This window comes from uncultured Tateyamaria sp., assembly GCF_947488715.1.
Lineage (GTDB): Bacteria > Pseudomonadota > Alphaproteobacteria > Rhodobacterales > Rhodobacteraceae > Tateyamaria.
This window is the reverse complement of the sequence record NZ_CANLAG010000006.1, coordinates 93,026-117,500: the sequence shown is the minus strand read 5'-3', so window position 1 is coordinate 117,500 and position 24,475 is coordinate 93,026. Positions and strand designations below refer to the sequence as shown.

The following is a 24,475-nucleotide window of genomic DNA, read 5'->3' as shown; positions in this document are numbered from 1 at the left end:
CAATAACAATGGTGTACCGAGATTACTGGGCCTTGGCTCAGTGGATCAGGCATTACTCGAAACATCTGGGTATCGAAAACCTCTACGTTGTGGTCCACGGACCTGACGAAAGGGTCAACGAGATCGCAGCCGGTGCCAATATCTGGACAATCCCAAGGGAGACCTTGGAGGGGTTCGATAAACGCCGGAACAAAATGCTCAACGACTTCCAATCTGGTTTACTTCGGTTTTACGACTGGGTGATCAGGACGGACACTGACGAGCTCATATGCATTGACCCTGATGTACACAGTTCCTTCTCGGATCTGTTCAGCAACACGACAGACGATACGGTCTTCTCGATCGGATTGAATGTCTATGAGCAGCCAACGGACAAGGAAATGCCTGACGGTGTGTCAGTCTTTACGTGTCGCACAGCGGCCGTGATTACAGGCAACTACAGTAAGGCATGGGCGGTATCAGTTGACGCACCTCTGATGAGGCATGGCGTCAAGCTAACCAACATGGACAGCACGCCATATACATATGGCTTTCCAACTGGCGTGTATCTGGTTCACCTCAAGTTTGCGAATATAGCGGCGCTCGCCGATGTGAACGCGACGCGGAAAGAGGTGGCGCGCGCAGGTGTTCCTGGCCTACCCGGCTGGGGATGGAAACGCGCTGATGCTCACGCCATGAAGTTCTTTGAAACAGCAGAAACCTTAGAGCTGACACCTTGGACTGACGCAGTCGCAAAGGCGCACGCTCTGATCCCGACCGACATGAAATCGGAAGAGGGTGACGGGGTTGTGAGGTCACCGGGAATTCCCTTCCTGGCGAAAACAACCTTGCCAAAATGGTTCAAGACATACTGACGGATTAGATCAGTAAGAGCGCTACGGCGCTTTTACTCGTCCAATCTGGACGAATTGACATCGTATAGAGAGATACAAGTTACTTTTGAGAGCAATCTCAATCGTAACAATCAACACTGTTTGATCGCGCCGAGTGTGGCGATGATCTCAGTTCGGTTCCATCTCGGTGGAAGGCATGGTCTGGAGTGCTTCCTCGCTCCTGCCACTGTATCCCGGCTGAAACAAACAGAGTTGTCCAAGTCAAGTACACTAACCCGAACAGCACAGTCTGCCTCCCGCACGGATGGTAGACAAACGTGACTGTTCAATTGTCAGCATGCTTACAAAACATGCTGGCGGGAAAGTATGCTTTTGATACCAGAAGAATGGATGCATTAAGTTACCAGCTGTGCATCCGCGTTTGACGCAAGTCTTACTTTTTCTGGATCAAATCAAGCGCGAGAAGGGCGTTTGGTGAATGCCTTGGCAGTAAGAGGCGATGAAAGACGTGATACTCTGCGATAAGCCATGGGGAGCTGAGAATAAGCTTTGATCCATGGATTTCTGAATGGGGCAACCCACCTGACAGTTTCATATTGTTGCGCAAGCACTCAATATGTCGCTGAAACAGGTACTTATAGACTGAATACATAGGTTTATAAGAGCAAACCCGGGGAACTGAAACATCTAAGTACCCGGAGGAAAGGAAATCAATTGATACTCCCCTAGTAGCGGCGAGCGAACGGGGACCAGCCGAGCCATGATTGTGAATAGAACGACCTGGAAAGGTCGGCCATAGTGGGTGACAGCCCCGTATATGAAGCATGATTGGACGTATTAAGTAGGGCGGAACACGTGAAATTCTGTCTGAAGATCGGAGGACCACCTTCGAAGGCTAAGTACTCCTTACTGACCGATAGTGAACCAGTACCGTGAGGGAAAGGTGAAAAGCACCCCGACGAGGGGAGTGAAACAGCTCCTGAAACCGAACGCCTACAATCAGTTGGAGGGCCCTTGAGGCCTGACAGCGTACCTTTTGTATAATGGGTCATCGACTTGGTCTATCTAGCAAGCTTAAGCCGTTAGGTGTAGGCGCAGCGAAAGCGAGTCTTAATAGGGCGTCGAGTTAGGTGGATCAGACCCGAAACCGAGTGATCTAGGCATGACCAGGATGAAGGTAAGGTAACACTTACTGGAGGTCCGAACCCACACCTGTTGAAAAAGGTCGGGATGAGTTGTGCCTAGGGGTGAAAGGCCAATCAAACTCGGAGATAGCTGGTTCTCTGCGAAATCTATTTAGGTAGAGCGTCATCCGAATACCCCGGGGGGTAGAGCACTGGATGGGTAATGGGGCCCCACAGGCTTACTGATCCTAACCAAACTCCGAATACCCGGGAGTACTAGATGGCAGACACACGGCGAATGCTAACGTCCGTCGTGGAGAGGGAAACAACCCTGACCTACAGCTAAGGCCCCCAATTCATGGCTAAGTGGGAAAGCAGGTGGGACGACCAAAACAACCAGGAGGTTGGCTTAGAAGCAGCCATCCTTTAAAGATAGCGTAACAGCTCACTGGTCTAAATAAGTTGTCCTGCGGCGAAGATGTAACGGGGCTCAAGCCATGAGCCGAAGCTTAGGATGCACTTAGTGCATGGTAGCAGAGCGTAGTGTGACATAACTCCAATCCTCTTTTGCATCCCTCGGGATGTAGCGGAGGATACGGAGTTTTCTGTGAAGCCGGCCTGTGAGGGATCCGGTGGAGAGATCACTAGTGAGAATGATGACATGAGTAGCGACAAAGAGTGTGAGAGACACTCTCGCCGAAAGTCCAAGGGTTCCTGCTTAAAGCTAATCTGAGCAGGGTAAGCCGACCCCTAAGGCGAGGCCGAAAGGCGTAGTCGATGGGAACCAGGTTAATATTCCTGGGCCGTGGAGTGGTGACGGATCTCGAAGGTAGTTCATCCTTATCGGATTGAATGGGCTGCTAAGAGGTTCCTGGAAATAGCCCTCCTATAAGATCGTACCCTAAACCGACACAGGTGGACTGGTAGAGAATACCAAGGCGCTTGAGAGAACTATGTTGAAGGAACTCGGCAAAATACCTCCGTAAGTTCGCGAGAAGGAGGCCCGGTTCCTAGGCAACTAGGGGCTGGGGGCACAAACCAGGGGGTGGCGACTGTTTATTAAAAACACAGGGCTCTGCGAAGTCGCAAGACGACGTATAGGGTCTGACGCCTGCCCGGTGCCTGAAGGTTAAAAGGAGGGGTGAGAGCTCTGAATTGAAGCCCAGGTAAACGGCGGCCGTAACTATAACGGTCCTAAGGTAGCGAAATTCCTTGTCGGGTAAGTTCCGACCTGCACGAATGGCGTAACGACTTCCCCGCTGTCTCCAACATAGACTCAGCGAAATTGAATTACCTGTCAAGATGCAGGTTTCCCGCGGTTAGACGGAAAGACCCCGTGCACCTTTACTACAGCTTCACACTGGCATCAGGCCATGCATGTGCAGGATAGGTGGTGGGCTTTGAAGCAGAGACGCTAGTCTTTGTGGAGCCACCCTTGAGATACCACCCTTGCATTGCTTGATGTCTAACCGCGGTCCGTTATCCGGATCCGGGACCCTGTGTGGCGGGTAGTTTGACTGGGGCGGTCGCCTCCTAAAGCGTAACGGAGGCGCGCGAAGGTTGGCTCAGAGCGGTCGGAAATCGCTCGTTGAGTGCAATGGCAGAAGCCAGCCTGACTGCGAGACTGACAAGTCGAGCAGAGTCGAAAGACGGCCATAGTGATCCGGTGGTCCCGAGTGGAAGGGCCATCGCTCAACGGATAAAAGGTACGCCGGGGATAACAGGCTGATACTGCCCAAGAGTCCATATCGACGGCAGTGTTTGGCACCTCGATGTCGGCTCATCTCATCCTGGGGCTGGAGCAGGTCCCAAGGGTACGGCTGTTCGCCGTTTAAAGAGGTACGTGAGCTGGGTTTAGAACGTCGTGAGACAGTTCGGTCCCTATCTTCCGTGGGTGTAGGATACTTGAGAGGAGTTGCCCCTAGTACGAGAGGACCGGGGTGAACGATCCACTGGTGGACCAGTTGTCGTGCCAACGGCAGTGCTGGGTAGCTATGATCGGACAGGATAACCGCTGAAGGCATCTAAGCGGGAAGCCCCCCTCAAAACAAGGTATCCCTGAGGGCCGAGGTAGACCACCTCGTCGATAGGCCAGAGATGTAAGTGCAGTAATGCATTCAGTTGACTGGTACTAATTGCCCGATAGGCTTGATTTGATCCAGTAAAAGCGAGACTTCATACGCCTCGTGATGAACGATAATCAAAAAGCATACACACATGCAGTCGTACGCGACTTGGACAACGTGTTGAGGAATTTAAAGGTCTTTTTCGGTTTGGTGATCATAGCGCAAGCAAAACACCCGGTCCCATCCCGAACCCGGCAGTTAAGTGCTGTAGCGCCGATGGTACTGCGTCTTAAGGCGTGGGAGAGTAGGTCATCGCCAAACCTAAAAAGCCCTTTGAGTTTCGTACCTCTCTACCGATGCTTCCCCAAACTACATTTTGAACCTTCTTTGCAGCGACGGTGCTGTATTTTGCATTTGTGCATTGGTTTCCGGGGTTTTTTCGGTGGAAATCGGCTCAGTTTCTCGTGTGTTTCGTCGTCAAACGTGTCGGACTTCTTAAAAACGAAGGTCTGAGTGCTCTACTCGGCCTGTCGGAGCGATTGTTTTCGCGTTCCCATGCACCAAAATAGCTGAAATGACCGGGACTTTCGGCGCTGTCCCCGCGGGGACAGGGTGATCGTTTGGGTTACGCGATATTATCCAATCTCAAATCCGCGTAGTGTCTCAAACACTTAGATGAGCGTGCGCTGGATTTGCGTCAAATTAACCCGAATTCTGGTAGGCTGGCGACGAAGGCAGGCGGTTGGACCTTTGATGCGTCTAAGTGTCGCCGGATTGTCGACCTTCGTAGGTCAGCAACGTTATCTTTTTCCGCGCGCGCATCTGGGACGGAGTTACGCCGTACTCATCCTTTACCGCCTTTGACATCGTGGTGCAGGACCCGAAACCGCAGGCCACCGACACATCTATCATCGGCAACAACGATTCCTCGATCATCGTGCGGGCGCGTTTCACGCGGAGACGTTTGTAAAACCGTGCGGGCGTGTCGTTAAAAGTCGTGCGGAACACACGCTCGAGATGGCGGGTCGATACGCCAATGCGCGCGGTGATGTCGTCCATCGAAAGCGGCTCGTTCACGGTCTCTTCCATCAGGCGGATCACCTGGGTCAGCCTGTTGTCAAACAGCCCTTCGTTGTCGGCGATGCTGCGCGGCTGTTCCGCGTCACTCTTGCGGAGCGTCTGCAACAGCAACTGACTGCCGAGTTCCGCGATCTGCGGGCTGGTCAAATGACGTGCGATCAAGCCGATCATCAACTCAAGTGTCGCACCTGCTCCGGCAGCGGTGATAATACCATCCGAATTTTCGCTGAGATGTGTGGTCAGTTTCGGGTGATACCCGGTTTCGATCAGCGGGGTGACATCGCGCCAATGCGTCGTGACCCGGCCCCCCGGTGCCTTGGTGTTCTTGATATAACCGGTCGCCGCGTCAGACAGCAGGACAACAAAGCGCCCCTTGCGCTGCATTGCGCGGACGCGTGGCAGCCAGGTGGGTGTTCCTGCGTTGCGCCCCCCCACAACGATGAACATATCCGCAAGCCGGTGATCGGCGATGGCGGGTTCGGCGCGCACAAGTGCGCCCTGATCACCGGTGATGATACCCGGCGCATCGGTACTGAACCGCCACGAAAACAGGTCACGCCCAAGCAACGTGTTGGCCGTAGCCAGGACATGCGTGATCGATGTCAGCTCAAGCCCGCTGAACCCGCGGGCCACGTGAATTTCGACAACATAAGAGGACAGGGCGTCTTGGGTCTGATTGTCCTCTTTGCGCATGGCGCGGTGCCCATCCTGTTGTGATCTGGCGATTAAGTGTCCGTTCTACTGTGCCGCGATCATAATAAGTTGTCACGCGGGCGGCAGGGATTTGACGGACCACGGGTGCGTGGCAGTGTCGCAAATGGCCGCAAATTTTTGTGACAGATTTCTGATAGGAAATCGAAGCTATGCTCTTGCGGTCCCCTGCGGTGTGGCGTAAGTCGTCCAAACCAAATGGCGCGGGATGGAGCAGCCCGGTAGCTCGTCAGGCTCATAACCTGAAGGTCGTAGGTTCAAATCCTACTCCCGCAACCAACAAAACGCCGTCCCTCGTGGGCGGCGTTTTGGTTTTCCGGGTCACGGGTTTTGCGCGTTGAAGACAAACAGGTTTTGACCGTCGATCGAGAACCCGTTGATCAATGATTTGGCCTTTGGACCCGTCAGCCATTGTTCCAGACGCTGCACCGCCTCTGTACGGACATGGGGATGGCGCGCGCTGTTCACCGGCAAGAAGGCGTATTGATTGAACAGGGTCGGATCGCCGGAAAACAGCAGCGCCAACCCGGATTTGTTCGCAAAGTTCAGCCAACTGGCGCGGTCCGACAGGATATATGCGTTGAGCCCTGCGGCGGTGTTCAGGCTCGCCCCCATGCCCGCGCCGACGGACCGATACCAGGGGCCGAACGCGTCGGGATCCAGCCCCGCATCGACCCAAAGTGCGATTTCTTTCTTGTGGGTGCCGCTGTCGTCACCGCGACTGACAAAGGGTGCGCGTGTGGCGGCGAGTGCGGTCATGGCGCCGGTGACGGTGTTCTGCGTCGCGATTTGCGCGGGGTCGTTTTGAGGGCCGATCAGAACAAAGTCGTTATACATGATTTCCCGCCGGTGTGTGCCGTAGCCTTCGGAGACAAAGGTATCCTCGGCACTGCGGGCATGGACGAGGACCGCGTCGACGTCACCGGCGCGTCCAAGGCGGAGGGCCTGCCCGGTGCCGACCACCAGCAGGTGCACATCGAGCCCCGTGTCCTTCTGAATCGCGGGGAGCAGCACATCGGCAAGGCCCGAGTTGTGGAACGACGTGGTGACCGCCATGCGCAGCGTGTCGGCCGTGGCGGCGGTGGCCCAGATCAGGTTGATGAGCAGGATAAGATGTCGGATCACAGCAGGTCCCCCTGAAGAAAGGCGGCAAGTTCGGGTGTGGCGGGTGTGTGAAGCTGCGCCGCCGGGCCGACCTCGTGAATGTGGCCCGACAGGACAAACAGGAAATCGGTCGCGAGGCGGCGGATTTGTCCGAGATTGTGGCTGGTCATGATGACCCTTGTGCCGGTGGCCTGTGTTTCGGTCAGCATGCGTTCGATGTCGGCGGTGGCCTGACCGTCGAGGTTGGCGCAGGGTTCATCGAGAAACAGCACGTCTGGATCGGAAATGAGCGCCCGCGCGATGGCGAGTTTCTGGCGTTCGCCGCCGGACAGCAGTGGGGCGGGGCGATCCATCGCGTCCGACAGGTTGATCCGTGCGCCCCAGCGGTCGCAGCGGGTGCGGATCAGGGCCTTGTCCACCCCGGCAACCCAGAGGGGATAAGCGAGGTTGTCGCGGACGGATCGGCGCAGCATGGTCGGGCTTTGGAACACGTAGGATTGGCGTTGCCGCGCGTCTTCGGGTGGTGTGTTCCAGGTCAGGGTGCCGCCGCTGATACGTTCGATCCCGTGCAATGCCTTGAGAAACGTCGTTTTTCCGGCGCCGTTCGGACCGATCACGAGGGTCAGCCCTTGGGGCGCAAATGTGTGCGATACCGGGCCGAGCAGGCGTTTGCCCCGGCGCGATACCACCAGATCGTCAACGCGGAGTGGCAGCAGATTGTCTACCATCGTCCGCTCCGTTCGGTTTGTGACAGGCTGTGGGTGAGGTAGTTGACCATCAGCGACAGGCCGATCAGCACAAAGCCCAGCCCGAGGGCGAGGGCGAAGTCACCCTTGGATGTTTCGAGCGCGATGGCGGTGGTGAGAACGCGGGTGACCTGATCGATGTTGCCGCCCACGATGATGATTGCGCCGACTTCGCCGATGGCGCGGCCAAAACCGGCCAGTGCAGCGGTCAGCAGGGCGCGGCGGCCATCCCACAACAGGGTGCGGATGCGTTGGGTGCGCGTTGTGTTGAGCGAGATGAGCAGGTCGTGATATTCGGCCCAGAGCTCGCGCATGGCCTGGTGCGTGATCGACATGATCAGCGGGGTGATGATGATCACCTGTGCGATGATCATCGCGGTGGGGGTGAACAGCAGGCCCAGCACGCCAAAGGGTCCGTTGCGCGACAGCAGCAGGTAGACGATCAGGCCGACCACCACCGGGGGCAGGCCCATGAATGCGTTCAGCGTGGCGATGGCGGCACGGCGGAACCGGAACCGGCGCACGGCCAGCCATGTGCCTGCGGGCAGTGCAATGACACAGGCGATCACGAGGGCGGTCAGGCTGACGTGCAGGGATCGCAGCGTGATGTCGATCAGATCCGCGTCGAGCTGGACGACCAACCAGAATGCGGCGCGCACGCCGTCCCAGATCTCTGTCATGCTCGCCGCGCCATATCCGCGAAACCCGCCTTTGGTTTTTCAGTTGCCCGGAAATATCGCAGGGCACCCGTCAAAGAAAGGGGGCTAGGCCACAACATCGCGGATCACGTCGGCAAATGCGCGCAGCGTGTTTCCCATCGGGTTCGTCTTGCGCCAGACGAGGGCAATCGTGCGGGTCGGTGCGGGATCGCGAAACCGGGTGATGCAGACGGGCGCGGACCGGGTTTCAACCGACACGGCCATGTCGGGGATCAGGGTCACGCCGATGCCCGCGCCAACCATCTGGACCAGTGTGGACAGCGAACTGCCGTCGAGACCCTCGCGCGGGCGGCGCGGGTTGATGTTGCAAAAGGACAGGGCCTGATCGCGAAAGCAGTGCCCCTCTTCGAGCAGGAGCAGGCGCATATCTGCCAGGGCCTCTGCTGACACAATGGGCGCGCCTGCCCGCGATTCGTGTTGGACCAGAACCATCTGTTCCTCAAAGAGCGGTACTTCGGTCAGGGTGGTGTCGTCCAAGGGCAGTGCCACCAACGCGGCGTCGATCAGACCCTCGGACAGTTCGGTCATCAGCCGGGGCGTCACCGTTTCGCGCACGTGCATGTCCATGGACGGATGCGCCTTGGCAAAGGCCCCAATCAGGTTGGGCAGCAGATACGGCGCGATGGTCGGGATCACACCCAGCCGCAACCGGTCAAGCCGACCGCTGCGCGCGGTGGCGGCCCAATCGCCCAGATCGGCGACACCGCGCAAGATGTCGCGCGCCCGCACGGCAAAGGTTTCGCCCATGCTGGTCAGGCGCACGCCGCGCGATCCACGTTCGAACAGAGCAAAGCCCACGCTGGCCTCCAGATCCTTTATCTGAACGGACAGAGCGGGTTGAGACACGGCGCACCGGTCGGCGGCGCGGCCAAAGTGACCCTCGTGGGCCAGCGCGTCGAAATATCGGAGCTGTCGCAAGGTGAGGCTTTCCATAAGGCATACCTATGGCATCGATAGGAAAATACAACTTAAACCAATGGCGGGAACTTGGTACGCCTCTGCATGGAACTGTGACCGACCCGGTGATTGTGCGCGCGAATCGCACGTGTGTCCGGGAATAGCGTGACAGGGAACAAAGTAATCGCGACGCAAGACTAGAACGATTCCAATCTGGGCTTAAGTTGCGGCGCATAGACAATGATCGGAGATGAACATGGACGGAAATGACGTTGGCAAATGCCCGGTGATGCACGGGGCAACCTTGCACAGCACTTTTGGCGGCCGCACGAACAAGGATTGGTGGCCCGAGGCGCTGAACATTGACGTGCTGCACCAGCACGGCGCGCGCATTGACCCCATGGACCCCGATTTTGACTACCGCGACGCGGTCAAGGGTCTGGACTATGACGCGGTCAAAGCCGACCTGCATGCGCTGATGACCGACAGCCAGCCCTGGTGGCCTGCTGACTGGGGTCACTATGGTGGTTTGATGATCCGCATGGCGTGGCACGCGGCGGGTACGTACCGGATGCAGGACGGTCGCGGCGGTGGTTCCGCAGGTGATCAGCGGTTTGCACCGCTGAACTCGTGGCCGGACAATGCCAGCCTCGACAAGGCGCGGCGTCTGCTGTGGCCGGTCAAAAAGAAATACGGCAATGCGCTGTCCTGGGCTGACCTGATGCTGTTGGCGGGCAACGTGGCATACGAATCCATGGGGTTGAAGACCTTTGGCTTTGGCTTTGGCCGTGCCGACACATGGGCACCCGGCACAGACATCAACTGGGGCGAGGAAGCCGAGTGGCTGGCGCCGAGCGAAAACCGTTACGAAGACCTCGACGATCCGTCGACGATGGCGAACCCGCTGGCGGCGGTCCATATGGGCCTGATCTACGTCAACCCTGAGGGTGTGAACGGCAACCCCGATCCGGCACGTACCGCGTTGCATGTGCGCGAGACCTTTGCCCGGATGGCAATGAACGACGAAGAGACTGCGGCCCTGGCGGCAGGCGGTCACACGGTCGGCAAAGCCCACGGCAACGGCGACGCCGGTGCGCTGGGCGCAGAGCCTGAGGGTGCGGGTTATGAGACCCAGGGCTTTGGCTGGATGAACCCGAACCAGACCGACAAGGCGAGCTCGCTTGTGACGTCGGGCATTGAAGGGGCCTGGACCACAGAGCCGACCAAGTTCGATATGGGCTATTTCAAGCTGCTCTTTGGCTATGAGTGGCAGTTGACCAAATCGCCCGCCGGTGCCCATCAGTGGGAGCCCATCGACATCAAGGAAGAGGACATGCCTGTTGACGCGTCCGATCCGTCGGTGCGCCGTATGCCGATGATGACGGACGCGGATATGGCGATGAAGGTCGATCCGATCTATCGCGAAATCTGCGAGAAGTTCATGGCGGACGAGGCCTATTTCCGCGACACGTTTGCGCGCGCCTGGTTCAAGCTGACGCACCGCGATATGGGCCCCAAGGCCAACTATATCGGCCCCGACGTGCCAGCCGAGGATCTGATCTGGCAAGATCCGATCCCTGCGGGCAACACCGGTTATGACGTCGATGCGGTGAAGGCCAAGATCGCTGCAAGCGGTGTGCCGCACGCGGATCTGATTGCCACCGCATGGGACAGCGCACGCACGTTCCGTGGGTCGGACAAGCGGGGCGGTGCCAATGGCGCGCGCATTCGTTTGGCGCCCCAACGCGGGTGGGAAGGCAACGAGCCGACCCGTCTGGACAAGGTGCTGGCCGCACTTGAGCCGATTGCAGCCGAGACAGGCGCATCCGTCGCGGATGTCATCGTGTTGGCGGGCAATGTCGCGGTCGAAGCGGCAGCCAAGGCAGCAGGTCACGACATTGCCGTGCCGTTTACGCCTGGTCGTGGCGACGCCACCGACGAGATGACGGATGGCCCCAGCTTTGACGTGTTGGAGCCGTTCTCGGACGGGTTCCGCAACTGGCACATGGACGGTGTCGCCAAAAGCGCCGAAGACATGTTGGTCGACCGGTCCCAGCTGATGGGTCTGACAGGTCAGGAGATGACGGTTCTTTTGGGTGGCATGCGCGTGTTGGGCACCAACCATGGTGGCACGGCGCATGGCGTGTTCACGGACCGTGTTGGCCAGTTGACGAACGACTTTTTCGTCAACCTGACCGACATGTCCTATGAATGGAAACCTGCGGCTGGTGGCACCTATGAAATCTGCGAACGGGCGACGGGGAACACCAAGTTCACCGCGACACGTGCGGATTTGGTGTTCGGCTCGAACTCGATCCTGCGGTCCTACGCAGAGGTCTATGCGCAGGATGACAACGCGGGCAAGTTCGCGGCGGACTTCGTGGCGGCCTGGACCAAGGTGATGAACGCGGATCGCTTTGATCTGCGCGCGTAACGCCGAAACATGACACAGACGCGGGCCAGAGATGGCCCGCGTTTTGCGTTCAGACGTCGAAAAAGATCGTCTCGTCCGGGCCTTGCAGGTGAATGTCGAACCGGTAGGTGCCGGGTTTGGTCTCGTGCGCGATCAGGGTTGGCACGCGGTTCTGGTGTTCGATACGTGTGAGCCAGGGATCGTTGCCCACAGCGGGATCATCGGGGAAGTACATGCGGGTCTGAAGGCCGATGTTGATGCCCCGCGCCACGATCCAGAACGAGATATGCGGTGCCATCATGCGCCCGTCCGGAAACGGAACAGCGCCCGGCTTGATCGTCTCGAAAGACCACACACCGCTGTCGCCATTGGCCGCTGCACGGCCCCACCCGGCAAAGTTCGGATCACCAGCCCCGCGCGGGTCGCGACCGGGGTAGATGCCGTTTGCATCCGCCTGCCAAATCTCGATCATCGCATCCCTGAGCGGTGTCCCCGTGCCGTCGAACACGGTGCCAGTGACGATGATCCTGTCGCCCAGCACGCCATCGCGCAGCATCTTGGACCCAAGGTCGTGATCATAGACACCTGAAATGCCCGCAAAGTTCGGCACGCACCCGATGTGGACATAGGGACCGGCAGTCTGTGACGGGCTTTCACGGAGATGGGGCAGGGTCTGCATCAATTCCCCTCCTTGCGGTTTTCGAACAGGGTCGAGCGGCGGCCCCGCAGGACGATGTCGAATTTGTAGGCGCGGGCGTCCATCGGCACGGTGTTGGCCATGTCGAGCGGTGCAATCAGTTGCGACACCGCGTCCGGGTCGCTGATGGTGCGAACAATGGGGCAGAGCGGGATCAGCGGGTCGCCTTCAAAATACATCTGGGTGATCAGACGCTGGCCAAAGCTGGGCCCGAACAGGGAAAAGTGGATATGCGCGGGCCGCCAGTCATTGACGCCATTGGGCCAAGGGTAGGCCCCCGGTTTCACCGTGCGAAAGGCATAGGCACCTTCATCATCCGTGATCATGCGCCCGCAACCGCCAAAGTTGGGATCAAGCGGTGCGAGGTACCCTTCCTTGGCGTGACGGTAGCGCCCGCCGGCATTCGCCTGCCAGACCTCGATCAATGCGCCGGGCACGCCGCGCCCGTTCTGATCCAATACGCGGCCATGCACGATGATCCGCTGACCGATGGCCATTTCGCCGGGCTGGGCAAAGTTGACCGTCAGGTCGTTGTCCAGATCACCCAGCATGTCATGGCCAAACACGGGGCCGGTTTCCTCGCTGAGCGTGGTGTTCATCGACAACAGCGCCTTGTGCGGCGCACGCACCACGCTGGTCTTGTAGTCGGGAGACAACGGTGTCGGGTGCCAGCCCCGGTCGCGGTGAAAGAGGGCGCCGTCACTCATCGGTTCCCTCCATCTCGGCAAAGGTCTGTTTGGCCAGTTTCAGTGCGCGGTTGGCACGTGGTACGCCCGCATAGATCGCAACGTGCTGGAACGCCTCGGCCACGTCCTGTTTGCTGGCCCCTGTGCAGGCAGTGGCGCGGATGTGCATTGGGATTTCATCGAAATTGCCCGTCGCGGCGAGCAACGCCAGCGTCAGCATGGACCGTTCCCGCAGGCTGATGGCGTCGCTGGCCCAGACCGTGCCCCAGGCACCTTCGGTGATGAGATCCTGGAACGGCGCATCGAACGGTGTTTTCACCGCCTCGGCCCGATCCACATGCGCGTCGCCCAGCACAGTACGGCGCACCCCCATGCCCTTGGCCCATTTGTCGTCCATATGCCCCTCCGTTTTGTCGGTGATAACATAGGGCCAAAGCCGTTGTCGCCTTGACTTTCCACCCCTTGCCCGGTGTATCTGCGCCGATCTTATACGCAGCCCCGAAGGGACCACATCATGCATGCTTACCGCTCTCACTCCTGCGCCGCTCTGACTTCGGCCAATGTGGGTGATACCGTGCGTCTGTCGGGGTGGGTCCATAGGGTGCGAGATCACGGCGGGGTCCTGTTCATTGACCTGCGCGACCACTACGGCGTGACGCAGGTTCTGTGCGACCCGGACAGCCCCGTTTTTGCCGAGGTGGAGAAAGTGCGGAGCGAATGGTGCATCCGCATCGATGGCAACGTGAAGGCGCGGGACGCGAGCCTGATCAACCCCAAGCTGCCCACTGGTGAGGTCGAGGTCTATGTCCGCGACATCGAAGTGCTGGGCCACGCGGCGGAATTGCCGCTGATGGTGTTTGGCGATCAGGAATACCCCGAAGAAACGCGCCTGACCTATCGGTATCTCGATCTGCGTCGCGAAAAGATGCAGGAGAATATGAAACTGCGCAGCGACGTGGTGTCGTCGATCCGCAAGCGCATGTGGGACCGTGAGTTCCGCGAGTACCAGACACCGATCATCACCGCCTCGTCGCCCGAAGGCGCGCGCGATTTCCTCGTGCCGTCGCGCCTGCATCCCGGCAAGTTCTATGCCCTGCCGCAGGCCCCGCAGCAGTTCAAGCAGTTGCTGATGGTCAGCGGGTTCGACAAGTATTTCCAGATCGCGCCCTGTTTCCGCGATGAAGACCCACGCGCCGACCGCTCGCCCACGGATTTCTATCAGCTCGACCTCGAGATGAGCTTTGTCACGCAGCAGGACGTGTTTGACACAATCGCGCCGGTGCTGGCGGGCGTGTTCGAAGAGTTTGGCGGCGGCAAGAACGTCGATGCGCCCGAAAGCTGGGAGCAGATCAGCTATCGCGACGCGGCACTGTGGTACGGATCGGACAAGCCGGACCTGCGGAACCCTATTAAAATGCAAGTGGTCTCCGACCACTTCCGCGACTCCGGCTTTGCGATTTTCGCAAAGCTGTTGACGCAGGAGGGCACGGAAATCCGCGCCATTCCAGCGCCGGGCGGCGGTTCCCGCAAGTTCTGCGACCGCATGAATGCCTATGCCCAGAAAGAGGGTTTGCCCGGCATGGGCTATATCTTCTGGCGCGATCAAGGTGAGGGGATGGAAGCCGCAGGACCGCTGGCCAAGAACATTGGGCCTGAGCGGACCGAAGCCATCCGGCAACAACTGGGTCTGGGTGTTGGGGATGCTGCGTTCTTCCTCGGGGGCAAGCCCAAGGCATTCGAGGCCATCGCGGGTCGTGCGCGCAACGTGATTGGCGAAGAGCTGAAGCTGATCGACGAAGACCGCTTTGCCTTTGCCTGGATCGTGGATTTCCCGATCTATGAGGCGGACGAAGAGACCGGCAAGATCGATTTTGAACACAACCCGTTCTCGATGCCGCAAGGTGGAATGGAAGCATTGCAGGGCGATCCGTTGAACGTGCTGGGCTATCAGTATGATCTGGCCTGCAACGGCTATGAGCTGGTGTCGGGTGCGATCCGGAACCACCGGCCCGAGATCATGTTCAAGGCGTTCGAGATTGCAGGCTATGACGAGGCGGAAGTGCGCAAGCGGTTCGGCGGCATGGTCAACGCGTTCCAATATGGCGCGCCGCCCCACGGTGGCTGCGCGGCTGGTATCGACCGGATTGTGATGCTGTTGGCGGGTGAACAGAACATCCGTGAGGTCATCCTGTTCCCGATGAACCAGCGTGCCGAAGACCTGATGATGGATGCGCCATCTGAGCCCACCAGTGACCAGTTGATGGAACTGGGTCTGCGCGTCATTCCGCAGGACTGAGCAGGGATTTGCGCATGTGAACAGCCGGGGCGATGTAAAGTCGGCCCGGACCTGTTATATTGCCATGGAGGCAAGCAGGTATGGTGAAACGTGCGACGTTTTGATCCCCAACTGGCGGAAATTCGGTTTGGCTATGGCCTGTCGCCGGTTGTTGCGCCGCCGCGCAGTACGGCGGCGATGCTCGATGGATTGGTTGGGCCGGACACGGTCGCGGACCGGTTTCCGATTGAGACGTTTGTGCAATTTCGCGCACGCATGGTGGCCGTCGAAGAACAGCGTGACATTCGCAAGAAGAACCGCGGCACCGATCTGGCGGCAGCTGCGCGTAAGCGGCGCAACGAGCTGAACAAGGAAGCCCGCGTCGACATGTTCGGCTGGCTGGGTCAGACGATGCTGCGCCGGGTCTATACTGAAACCGCGTTTCGCGAGCGCCTGGTGGCGTTTTGGGCCGATCACTTTACGGCCATGGGCAAACGTGGGTTGGTGCGACGCGCCACGTCACCCTATATCGAGGACGCCATTCGTCCCTTTGTCACGGGGCGGTTCGAGGATCTGTTGCAGGCTGCGGTGATGCATCCGCTGATGCTCGACTATCTCGATCAGCGCCTGTCGATTGGCCCCAATAGTGTGCGTGCGGAAAAGCGGGGGCGAAACAAGCCCGGCGGATTGAACGAGAATCTCGCGCGGGAGGTGCTGGAACTGCACACGCTGGGTGTGGGTGGGCCGTATTCGCAGAGTGATGTGACCGAGTTGGCGGAGTTGTTCACGGGGCTGACCTTTGACGCGCGCAATGGGTTCAAGTTTCGCAAGGATTTCATTGAGCCGGGCACCGAGACGGTGCTGGGCGTGGCCTACCCGGATGCGCACAATGCAAGCCAGGCGCGGGCGGCTCTGAACGACCTCGCGGCGCACCCGTCCACAGCGCGGCATCTGGCGTGGAAACTGGCGGTGCATTTTGTGTCTGACGATCCCGATCCTGACTTGGTTGATGCGCTCGAGGCGCAGTATCTGGACACCGGCGGCGCGTTGATGGCGGTTTATGAAACGCTGTTGGAGCATCCGGCCGCTTGGCAGACGCCTTCCACAAATTTCAAGCTGCCGATTGATTTTGTGTCATCTGCCCTGCGGGCGCTGGCCGTGCCGGACACCACATTTGCCGATCAGCCCGAAAAGGCGATGCGTCGTATGTTTGCGGCACCGTTGATCCGGATGGGTCAGCCTTGGGAACGCCCGCTTGGTCCCGATGGTTGGCCTGAGGAAGACCCTGAATGGATCACGCCCCAAGGGATTGCGTCGCGGGTTTCCTGGGCGATGAGTGTGCCGGAGCAACTGGTGCCTGCCTTGCCGGACCCGCGCGCATTTGCGCAAGCGGCGCTGGGCGGGTTTGCCGATGATACGGTCCGGTTCGCCGCTGCGGCCGCCGAAAGCAAATCCGAAGCGATCGGCATCGTCCTGATGTCGCCCGCCTTTCAACGCAGATAGGACTGTTTATGGCTTCTTCTGTTTCGAGACGTGATTTTCTGGCCCGTGCGGGCATCATCGGATGTTCGCTCGCGGCGAGCCCTTTGGTGACGCCCATCAGCCTGGCCGCGACACCTTGGGACACGCGACTGGTCGTCATCATCCTGCGCGGTGGCATGGACGGGTTGGACGTGGTGCAGCCCTATGGCGACCCGGCCTATGCAAAGTTACGGGGCAGGCTGGCCGGTGGGCCAGAGACGGGGTCGCTGGACCTTGATGGGTATTTTGCGCTGCACCCGGCGATGGCACCGCTGATGCCGATGTGGCAGGCGGGGCAACTGTCGTTCATGCATGCCGTGTCCACGCCCTATCGTGACAAGCGCAGCCATTTCGATGGTCAGGACCTGCTTGAGGCGGGAACGGCGACACTGGATGGAACGCGTGACGGGTGGCTGAACCGGATGCTGCAAACCGTTCCGGGTGTGACGGCACAGACCGCCTATTCCGTGGGGCGCAGCGATATGCGGTTGCTGCGCGGTGCCGCAGAGGTGGCCAACTGGGCCCCTGACGCAGAGCTGAACGTCAGCTCGCAAGCGGTGCGGTTGATGGAACTGGTTACAGAATCGGACCCCGCGCTGCATGCGGCATTGGCCGAAGCGCGGGTGCTGTCAGAGATGTCGCCGGAAATGGGCGGCGGTGGCGGCGGCAACCATGTTCAGATCGCGAAATTTGCCGCCGAACGCCTGTCCGAAGAGGCCCGGATTGCGGCCTTTTCCCTGAACGGATGGGACACGCACCAGAACCAGGACCGTTTCATTGGGCAGGCGCTGAACCGTCTGGCCGAGACGCTTGTGACGTTGCGCGGCAAGATGCGCGGCAACACCTGGAGCAAAACAGCGGTGATTGCGATGACCGAGTTTGGGCGCACGGCGCGGCAGAATGGCACGCGCGGGACGGATCACGGCACCGGCGGTTTGATGGTGCTGGCCGGTGGTGCAATCCGCGGTGGGCAGGTGTTTGGGCAATGGCCTGGGCTGGGGGATGGCGACCTTTTCCAGGATCGCGATTTGATGCCCACAGGGGATGTGCGCGCGCATACGGCTTGGATCATGCGCGGTTTGGCGGGGTTGGACCGCACAACATTGGAAACCAGCGTGTTTCCGGGGCTCGACATGGGGGCGGATGCGGGATTGCTGCTGTGATCCGCGCAGGTTGAAACCGCTTGGCGTCCGGCGAAACTCCGCCTAACGTCGCGCCATGACCGGGCATTACGAACCACACGCCGCATTGGTCCCGAATTGGGCGCCACCACCTGTTCCAGACGGCCATACGGTTCTGTCCGGTGAGCACTGTGTGCTTGAGCCGCTGAGCGCCGAACGGCATGCGGCGTTGTTGTACCGATCGTATGCCGGTCACGATGAAGTCTGGGATTTCCTGCCTTACGGTCCGTTCTCATCCTCGGCGCAATATCACCGTTGGGTGCGCGAAGTCGAAGCCGATCCAGCTCTGCAGTTCTATGCGATCAAGAACCTTGCAACCGGCGCCTTTGAAGGGGTGGCGAGCTATCTGCGGATTGCGCCAGAGGCTGGCAGCATCGAGGTGGGCCACATCAATTTCAGCCCTGCGTTGCAGCGTACACGTGCCGCCACCGAGGCGCTGTTTCTGATGATGCGCTGGGCGTTCGATGCGGGCTATCGCCGGTTCGAATGGAAGTGCAATGCGTTGAACCTCAAGTCGCGCCGCGCCGCACAGCGGTTGGGCCTGAGCTACGAAGGTATTTTTCGTCAGGCGACGGTGGTCAAGGGGCGCAATCGCGACACGGCCTGGTTCGCAGCCATTGATGCCGAGTGGCCCGCCCTGCGCGAGGCATTCAGCGCGTGGTTGGCGCGGTCGAACTTTGACGAGGGTGGCCAGCAGATTGAGAGCCTTGCGGACCTGACGCAGCTGGTCCGCGTGGCCAAGGACCCGGCGCTGACCGGATCCTGAAGGGTCAGATCGCGATTTTTTCGGACAGCCGCATTTGAACCAATCCCGCAACTGTGGCCACTTCGGATGTGGCCGCGTCGCCGCGGGCGCGTTTGGCAGCCAGGGCGGCGGTTGCATGTTCCAGCTCGCCATCCTGTGCGCTGCGCGCCACGCCGCTCAGGAATTGGGCGACATAATCCAGCGTGCGCAGGTCTGTCCCGCTTTCCAGTACATCAGCCACATGAGCCATGTCGTCGCGGTAGGCGATGGGGTCCGGTGTCACGACATCCTCGGACACCGCGCGCGGTCCAACGGGGCGTCGGTCCATCGGCAGGTGGGACAGGATCGTGTCCTGGAAGACGCCCAGCGAAACAACAGGTTTGCCCAGATAACCATCTGCGCCGGCGTCCAGAACCAATGCTTCGCTGTCGAAATCGCCGGAGGTGCCGAGAATCACATCCGGGCGGTGATTGATGGTGCACAACTCGCGGATCAGGTCGGTGCCATTGCCGTCGGGCAGGCCCACGTCGATGATCGCAACCGACGGGCGGTACACTTGCAGGTGCCTGCGGGCCGCGCGCAGCGTATCGGCGCGTCGGATCCGCGCACCGCTGCGCAGGCACAAAAGGCGCAGCGCCTCGCAGGCAAAGCGGCTGTCTTCGATCACCAGAACCGTGAGGCCAAGCAAGGGGCGCATGGCCGTGGGCGCGGGGTAGTTGGGCTTGAACGGGTCCGTCGTGTCCATCACATCCTCCGTCATGTGTCGTGTTCAAACCCATGGTTACGGAACGATGCCTAACAGCGCGTTAACGCCGACCACTTGCATGGGCTGGGTGCTTGGCGATATGGATGCTGCGTCTGCAAAAAGGAACGTCCCATGATCGGCCGATTGAACCATGTCGCCATTGCTGTCCCGGACCTAGAGGCCGCAGCCGACCAGTATCGCAGCGCGCTGGGCGCCACGGTGGGCGCGCCTCAGGACGAGCCGGATCACGGGGTGACGGTGATCTTTATCGAGTTGCCGAACACCAAGATCGAGCTGTTGTACCCGCTGGGTGACGACAGCCCCATCAACGGGTTCCTCGAAAAGAACCCGGCAGGCGGCATTCACCATGTCTGCTACGAGGTTGACGACATTCTGGCAGTGCGGGACCATCTGAAATCGACAGGCGCACGTGTTCTGGGTTCCGGAGAGCCCAAGATCGGGGCCCACGGCAAGCCGGTGCTGTTCCTGCATCCCAAGGACTTCAACGGCTGCCTTGTTGAACTGGAACAGGTCTGATGGGCATTACATCGGCGCTGGTTCTCTATGCCGTGATCTGGTGGATGTGTTTCCTGATTGCGCTGCCCATCAAGGTGCAGACGCAGGGTGATCTGGGCCAGATTGAACCGGGCACGCATGCCGGTGCGCCGCAGGTCCACAACCTCAAGCGCAAGGCGTGGATCGTCACCGGTGTGGCGGCTGTTTTGTGGGTCGTGATCGCCGGGATCATACTGTCTGGCTGGATCAGCCTTAGCGATATGAACTGGTTCGATCGGTCGCTGGCGCCGCTGTAAGGCGGTGATAGAGGTGCGTGAACGTGGCCGCACCGATGATCGGGATCAACAGGTTCACCAGCGGTACCGATAGCGGGATTGCCATCAACGTACCGGCCAGCCAGATCGTCCCGATATGGGCGCGCCGCAGTGCCTTGGCCTGGACCCGACCGACCCGCCGGATGGCGACCAGGGTGAAATATTCGCGGCCCAGAAGAAAGCCGTTCAGCCCCCAAAAGATCAACGGGGCAAAGGGCGCGAACATCAGATAGAGCACCAGCGCCAGCAGGTTGGCACCGATCAGCACGCCAAGAAAGTTGACCGTGTCCACAAGCGCATCGCCGAATGGCACGCTGTCGGCGGGGGGCAGGTGTGGATAGTGGCGGTCTTCGACGGCCTGGGCCACTTCGTCGAGGAACATCGAGGTGATGGCCGATGCCACCGGCATCATCAGGAACACCGACAGCACGAAGAACAGAAAGAATGACCCCCAACTGATGATGTCATCAAGCCAGGTGATCTCGCCGAACCAGGGGAGGGTGACGCTGTCGGCGGTCAGGTATCCGATCAACCAGACAAAGCCCGATGTCGCCGCCACCAACAGCGCAACCGTCAGGGCAAAGCCCAACAGCAGGACGCGGCGAAACCGGGGGTCTCCGATCTGGCCCAATGCCGCAAAGAACGACGACAGGATCATGTGTCGACCCACGTGGTGATGCTAGATAGCTCCGGGCGTGGCCGGTCGGGCGGCGTGCTGGTTTCCGTGCCGATGTGGATCAACCCGGCGATGCGTTCGTGATCCCCAAGGCCCAGCGTATCGCGCATGAACACCCGGTCGTGACTGATCCAGCCACTGAGCCAATTGGCCCCCCAGCCTGACGCCAGTGCTGCGTTCAACAGGGCAAGGCACACGGCCCCTGCCGAATAGGTCTGTTCCAGCGTGGGAATTTTCTCGGACGGCTTTTGGACTTCGACCACAACCACGGCGAGGTTGCCCTGATCAAACTGGCTGCGCCCCTTGGTGATCTGATCGGGGTCCAGGCCAAGGGCCACGCCACGTGTCTGAGTGGCCTCGGCCAGTCGCGGCATGACACCAGCAGTCAGCACGATAAAGCGCCACGGCTCCAGCTTGCCATGGTCGGGGGTGCGTCCCGCGGCCACAAGGAGTGTCTCGAGCGTGGCCTTGTCCGGCACGGGGGTGGTCAGTGTCTTGGCCGGGCGCGACCGCCGGGTCATCAGGAAATCAAGCGCCGCAGGGTTGGGGTCGGGCATATGTTACGCCTTTTTACATGTTGGTTGTCATGTCGGTGCAAAGAGCGCCTAGGTCAAGGGGTCAGAACCCCAGTTCCTGCGCCATGCGGTCGATTTCGCCAGTCAGGAACGCATCAAATCGCGGCCCCGGTTGGCGATTGTTCAAGGCGCGCGCCATTGGGTCGGGCGCAGTCCTGGCGCTGCCGGACAAGGCCTCAAGCGTCGCGTGGCCGCAGAAGGGGGCGTAGATCTCGGAATAGCCGCCCTCGTGGGACAGAACCAGTTTGCCGTCGCACAATTGTTCGGCCAGCGATTTGAGCCTGAGGGTCATGTCGCGGAACGTGTCCGCAGTGGCGAGCATACGTGCCAGCGGATCGACCGCGCCCGCGTCATAACCGCAGGCGACAATGATCAGGTCGGGCGCGTAGGCGGTCAGGGCAGGGGCCACGATGCGGTCGATGGCGTGCAGGTAGGCGGTGTGCCCGGCCCCTGCGGGCAGGGGGACGTTGATATTGTGCCCTTCGCCTGCGCCTGTGCCGCGCGCGTCGATGCCGCCCGTATCAAGGGGGTAGTTCCCCTCTTGGTGGATCGACAGGGTCAGCACGTCGGCGCGGTCATAAAAGATGGCCTCGGTGCCATTGCCGTGGTGCACATCCCAATCCACGACAGCGACACGCAGGTCTGGTCGCGATGCCTTGGCCGCCTCGATGGCGATGGCAATATTGGCGAGCAGGCAGAACCCCATCGGCGCATCGGCAAGGCAATGGTGGCCGGGCGGGCGGCTGAGCGCATAGGCGTTTTCGTGGTGTCCCTCGAGCACTGCGGCCACCGCCGCCGTGGTCAGACCCGCCGACAGGGCCGCCAGTTCAAAGCCGCCCCGCGCAAAGGGGGCGTGATGCCCGATTTCGCCGCCTCCCGCGTCCGACATCTCCTTGAACGCGGTCAGGTAGCTATCGGTATGCACGCGCCGCAACTGGTCCGGCGTGGCCTCGGGGGCCGATGACACCGACAGGTCGTGCGTCAACCCGGTCACATCCATCAGGTTCTTGAGCCGCCGTTTGGTCTCAGGGCTTTCGGGCAGACCACCCGCCGCCAGTGGTTGCACCAACCCCCCAAGCGGTACGGTAAAGGCATAGTTGCCGCCCGCATGCCACATGGTGCGTTCGTCCCAATAAAACCCGGTGCTCATGTTGGTGTCCTTGCTGGTCTTTTCGGCAGGGTGGCGCAATTTGGGGGTGTGGGCAACGGCCCTATGCGGCCTCTGCCAAGAGGGCGGGAACGTCGAGGCGGTTGTTCACCATCTCGAGCGTGCCATCGGCGGCGCGGGGCCATTCGGCGGTGGGTTTGTCGCGGTAAAGCTCGACCCCGTTGCCGTCGGGATCGCGGAAATAGACCGCTTCGGAAACGCCGTGATCTGCGGCACCGTCCAACGCTGTGCCGTGGTCCAGCACGCGTTGCAGCGCGGCCCCGAGCGACGCACGGTCGGGAAAGAGGAACGCGCTGTGATAGAGACCGGCGGCGCGCACCGGTGCCGGGCCAGCGCCCGCCGAATGCCAGGTGTTGAGGCCGATATGGTGGTGATAGTCGCCCGCGGCCAGAAATGCGGCCTGGTCGCCATAGCGCTGTGTCAGGGTGAACCCCAGCACGTCGCCGTAAAAGGCAATGGACCGTTCCAGGTCGGTGACCTTGAGGTGGATGTGACCGATACGGGTTTCGGCGGGAACACGTGCAGGCATGGCAACTCTCCTTTGATTGATCAGAGAGTATGTCCGATCCGGCGCAGACTTAAGGCACATCCGCGCACAGCATTGGTGTGTGAGGGGCGGGGCAAGTTCGGTGCGCCGCGCCATGTCCCATGGATCAGGCGCCGACCAGCCCCACGATCTCGTAGGTCTTTTTCAGCACCGGTTCGGTTATCTCGCGGGCTTGCTCTGCGCCGTGGGCCAGGATGCGGTCGATTTCTGCCGGGTCATCCATCAGGCGCGCCATCTCGGACGAGATGGGAGCCAGTTTGGTCACGGCCAGTTCCGCAAGCGCCGGTTTGAACGCGCCAAACTGCGCGCCGCCATGATCGGCCAGCACCTGATCAACCGTGATCTCGGCCAGTTCGGCGTAGATGTTCACCAGATTGCGCGCCTCGGGGCGGTCGTCGAGCCCTTTGGCCTCGCTGGGCAGGGCGTCCGGGTCGGTCTTGGCCTTGCGGATCTTCTTGGCGATGGTGTCGGCGTCGTCGGTCATGTTGATCCGGCTTGCATCCGAGGCGTCCGATTTGGACATCTTCTTGGACCCGTCGCGCAGGGACATCACCCGTGTGGCGGCCCCTTCGATCACCGGTTCGGTGATGGGAAAGAAATCGACGTCGTATTCCTGATTGAACTTGGTCGCGATATCGCGCGTCAGTTCGAGGTGTTGTTTCTGGTCGTCGCCCACGGGCACGTGTGTGGCGTGATAGATCAGGATGTCGGCAGCCATCAGCGCTGGATAGGCAAAGAGCCCCAGCGACGACGCTTCTGCGTTTTTGCCAGCTTTGTCCTTGAACTGCGTCATGCGCTGCATCCAGCCCATGCGGGCGATGCAGTTGAAGATCCAGGCCAGTTGCGCGTGTTCGGGCACCTGGCTCTGGTTGATCAGGATGGATTTTTCGGGGCTGATTCCGCTGGCGATGAACCCGGCGGCCAATTCGCGCGTATTTTTGCGCAACGTGGCGGGATCAAGAAGCTTGGCCGTGATCGCGTGCAGGTCGACCATGCAATAGATCGTCTCGTACTCTTCTTCTTGCATCTGTACGAAGCGTTTGATCGCGCCCAGGTAATTCCCGAGCGTCAGGCAGCCCGAAGGCTGGATGCCCGAGAACACGCGGGGTGTGAATTGGCTGTCTGTCATGTCGACC

22 protein-coding genes, 1 tRNA gene and 2 rRNA genes (1 of these 25 only partly in view) are annotated in these 24,475 nt (G+C 60.2%); 11 read left to right on the top strand and 14 right to left on the bottom strand.

Features of this window, described 5'->3' with window-relative positions:
- From Q0936_RS14605 to rrf, 3 genes are all read left to right on the top strand, one after another.
- Positions 1 to 854: the 3' portion of a glycosyltransferase family 2 protein gene (locus Q0936_RS14605; RefSeq protein WP_299294047.1), read on the top strand. 13 nt of this gene lie to the left of the window's left edge; 854 of the gene's 867 nt are visible here — the last part of the coding sequence; its start codon lies off the left edge, out of view; the stop codon is at positions 852 to 854.
- Positions 855 to 1,283: 429 nt separating this feature from the next.
- A 23S ribosomal RNA gene (locus Q0936_RS14600) occupies positions 1,284 to 4,113 on the top strand.
- Positions 4,114 to 4,229: 116 nt separating this feature from the next.
- A 5S ribosomal RNA gene (gene rrf, locus Q0936_RS14595) occupies positions 4,230 to 4,344 on the top strand.
- Positions 4,345 to 4,782: 438 nt separating this feature from the next.
- Here rrf and Q0936_RS14590 read toward each other — a convergent pair.
- A complete protein-coding gene (locus Q0936_RS14590; protein ID WP_299294049.1) occupies positions 4,783 to 5,796 on the bottom strand; it encodes a helix-turn-helix domain-containing protein in 1,014 nt (337 codons plus the stop codon).
- A gap of 220 nt (positions 5,797 to 6,016) precedes the next feature.
- Here Q0936_RS14590 and Q0936_RS14585 point away from each other — a divergent pair.
- Positions 6,017 to 6,093: transfer RNA gene (locus Q0936_RS14585), tRNA-Met, on the top strand.
- A gap of 42 nt (positions 6,094 to 6,135) precedes the next feature.
- Here the strand turns inward: Q0936_RS14585 and Q0936_RS14580 are convergent.
- From Q0936_RS14580 to Q0936_RS14565, 4 genes are all read right to left on the bottom strand, one after another.
- Positions 6,136 to 6,936: a substrate-binding domain-containing protein gene (locus Q0936_RS14580; protein WP_299294217.1), complete on the bottom strand. Its 801-nt coding sequence runs from the start codon at positions 6,934 to 6,936 to the stop codon at positions 6,136 to 6,138.
- A complete protein-coding gene (locus Q0936_RS14575; RefSeq protein WP_299294051.1) occupies positions 6,936 to 7,646 on the bottom strand; it encodes an ATP-binding cassette domain-containing protein in 711 nt (236 codons plus the stop codon). The genes Q0936_RS14580 and Q0936_RS14575 overlap by 1 nt, the downstream gene beginning before the upstream one ends.
- On the bottom strand, positions 7,640 to 8,344 hold the full coding sequence (locus Q0936_RS14570; protein WP_299143435.1) for an ABC transporter permease: 705 nt from the start codon (positions 8,342 to 8,344) through the stop codon (positions 7,640 to 7,642). Before Q0936_RS14570 ends, Q0936_RS14575 begins: the two co-directional genes overlap by 7 nt.
- An 84-nt stretch (positions 8,345 to 8,428) precedes the next feature.
- Positions 8,429 to 9,316, bottom strand: a complete 888-nt coding sequence (locus Q0936_RS14565) for a hydrogen peroxide-inducible genes activator (RefSeq protein ID WP_299294053.1) — start codon at positions 9,314 to 9,316, stop codon at positions 8,429 to 8,431.
- Between the two features lie 220 nt (positions 9,317 to 9,536).
- Between Q0936_RS14565 and katG the strand changes: the two genes are divergently transcribed.
- Positions 9,537 to 11,714: a catalase/peroxidase HPI gene (gene katG, locus Q0936_RS14560; RefSeq protein ID WP_299294055.1), complete on the top strand. Its 2,178-nt coding sequence runs from the start codon at positions 9,537 to 9,539 to the stop codon at positions 11,712 to 11,714.
- A 49-nt stretch (positions 11,715 to 11,763) separates the two neighbouring features.
- On the opposite strand, the gene pcaG is transcribed toward katG, so the two are convergent.
- Genes pcaG through pcaC form a run of 3 tightly spaced genes read right to left on the bottom strand, consistent with a single transcriptional unit; the run spans position 11,764 to position 13,473 of the window.
- On the bottom strand, positions 11,764 to 12,372 hold the full coding sequence (gene pcaG, locus Q0936_RS14555; RefSeq protein WP_299294057.1) for a protocatechuate 3,4-dioxygenase subunit alpha: 609 nt from the start codon (positions 12,370 to 12,372) through the stop codon (positions 11,764 to 11,766).
- Positions 12,372 to 13,097: a protocatechuate 3,4-dioxygenase subunit beta gene (pcaH, locus tag Q0936_RS14550; protein WP_299294058.1), complete on the bottom strand. Its 726-nt coding sequence runs from the start codon at positions 13,095 to 13,097 to the stop codon at positions 12,372 to 12,374. The genes pcaG and pcaH overlap by 1 nt, the downstream gene beginning before the upstream one ends.
- A complete protein-coding gene (gene pcaC / locus Q0936_RS14545) occupies positions 13,090 to 13,473 on the bottom strand; it encodes a 4-carboxymuconolactone decarboxylase (protein ID WP_299294060.1) in 384 nt (127 codons plus the stop codon). Before pcaC ends, pcaH begins: the two co-directional genes overlap by 8 nt.
- Before the next feature lie 117 nt (positions 13,474 to 13,590).
- Between pcaC and aspS the strand changes: the two genes are divergently transcribed.
- From aspS to Q0936_RS14525, 4 genes are all read left to right on the top strand, one after another.
- Positions 13,591 to 15,372 (top strand): aspartate--tRNA ligase, encoded by a 1,782-nt coding sequence (gene aspS, locus Q0936_RS14540; RefSeq protein ID WP_299143414.1) that lies wholly within the window; start codon positions 13,591 to 13,593, stop codon positions 15,370 to 15,372.
- A gap of 90 nt (positions 15,373 to 15,462) precedes the next feature.
- Positions 15,463 to 16,854, top strand: coding sequence for a DUF1800 domain-containing protein (locus tag Q0936_RS14535; protein WP_299294062.1), 1,392 nt, complete (start codon positions 15,463 to 15,465; stop codon positions 16,852 to 16,854).
- Positions 16,855 to 16,862: 8 nt separating this feature from the next.
- Positions 16,863 to 18,035: a DUF1501 domain-containing protein gene (locus tag Q0936_RS14530; RefSeq protein WP_299143408.1), complete on the top strand. Its 1,173-nt coding sequence runs from the start codon at positions 16,863 to 16,865 to the stop codon at positions 18,033 to 18,035.
- Positions 18,036 to 18,090: 55 nt separating this feature from the next.
- A complete protein-coding gene (locus tag Q0936_RS14525) occupies positions 18,091 to 18,819 on the top strand; it encodes a GNAT family protein (RefSeq protein ID WP_299294064.1) in 729 nt (242 codons plus the stop codon).
- A gap of 4 nt (positions 18,820 to 18,823) precedes the next feature.
- Here the strand turns inward: Q0936_RS14525 and Q0936_RS14520 are convergent, their stop codons facing one another.
- Complete coding sequence (locus tag Q0936_RS14520) at positions 18,824 to 19,543, bottom strand: response regulator (protein WP_299143402.1); 720 nt, start codon at positions 19,541 to 19,543, stop codon at positions 18,824 to 18,826.
- A gap of 132 nt (positions 19,544 to 19,675) precedes the next feature.
- On the opposite strand from Q0936_RS14520, the gene mce reads away from it, so the two are divergent.
- Both mce and Q0936_RS14510 read left to right on the top strand, forming a co-directional pair.
- The gene (mce, locus tag Q0936_RS14515; protein WP_299294066.1) at positions 19,676 to 20,080 is read left to right on the top strand and encodes a methylmalonyl-CoA epimerase; all 405 of its coding nucleotides are present in this window, start codon (positions 19,676 to 19,678) and stop codon (positions 20,078 to 20,080) included.
- A complete protein-coding gene (locus Q0936_RS14510; RefSeq protein WP_299143396.1) occupies positions 20,080 to 20,355 on the top strand; it encodes a DUF1467 family protein in 276 nt (91 codons plus the stop codon). The genes mce and Q0936_RS14510 overlap by 1 nt, the downstream gene beginning before the upstream one ends.
- Here the strand turns inward: Q0936_RS14510 and Q0936_RS14505 are convergent.
- The 5 genes from Q0936_RS14505 to trpS form a co-directional block, all read right to left on the bottom strand.
- Entirely contained in the window at positions 20,312 to 21,031 is a 720-nt protein-coding gene (locus Q0936_RS14505; protein ID WP_299294068.1) for an EI24 domain-containing protein, read from the bottom strand. The two genes, Q0936_RS14510 and Q0936_RS14505, sit on opposite strands and share 44 nt — an antisense overlap.
- Positions 21,028 to 21,606 carry a nitroreductase gene (locus Q0936_RS14500; RefSeq protein WP_299294070.1) on the bottom strand — a complete coding sequence of 193 codons (579 nt, stop codon included), beginning with the start codon at positions 21,604 to 21,606 and terminating at the stop codon, positions 21,028 to 21,030. Before Q0936_RS14500 ends, Q0936_RS14505 begins: the two co-directional genes overlap by 4 nt.
- A gap of 61 nt (positions 21,607 to 21,667) precedes the next feature.
- Entirely contained in the window at positions 21,668 to 22,774 is a 1,107-nt protein-coding gene (locus Q0936_RS14495) for a class II histone deacetylase (RefSeq protein WP_299294072.1), read from the bottom strand.
- A gap of 61 nt (positions 22,775 to 22,835) precedes the next feature.
- Complete coding sequence (locus Q0936_RS14490) at positions 22,836 to 23,321, bottom strand: VOC family protein (RefSeq protein WP_299294074.1); 486 nt, start codon at positions 23,319 to 23,321, stop codon at positions 22,836 to 22,838.
- A 124-nt stretch (positions 23,322 to 23,445) separates the two neighbouring features.
- Complete coding sequence (gene trpS / locus Q0936_RS14485) at positions 23,446 to 24,468, bottom strand: tryptophan--tRNA ligase (protein ID WP_299294219.1); 1,023 nt, start codon at positions 24,466 to 24,468, stop codon at positions 23,446 to 23,448.
- Positions 24,469 to 24,475 lie beyond the last annotated feature (7 nt).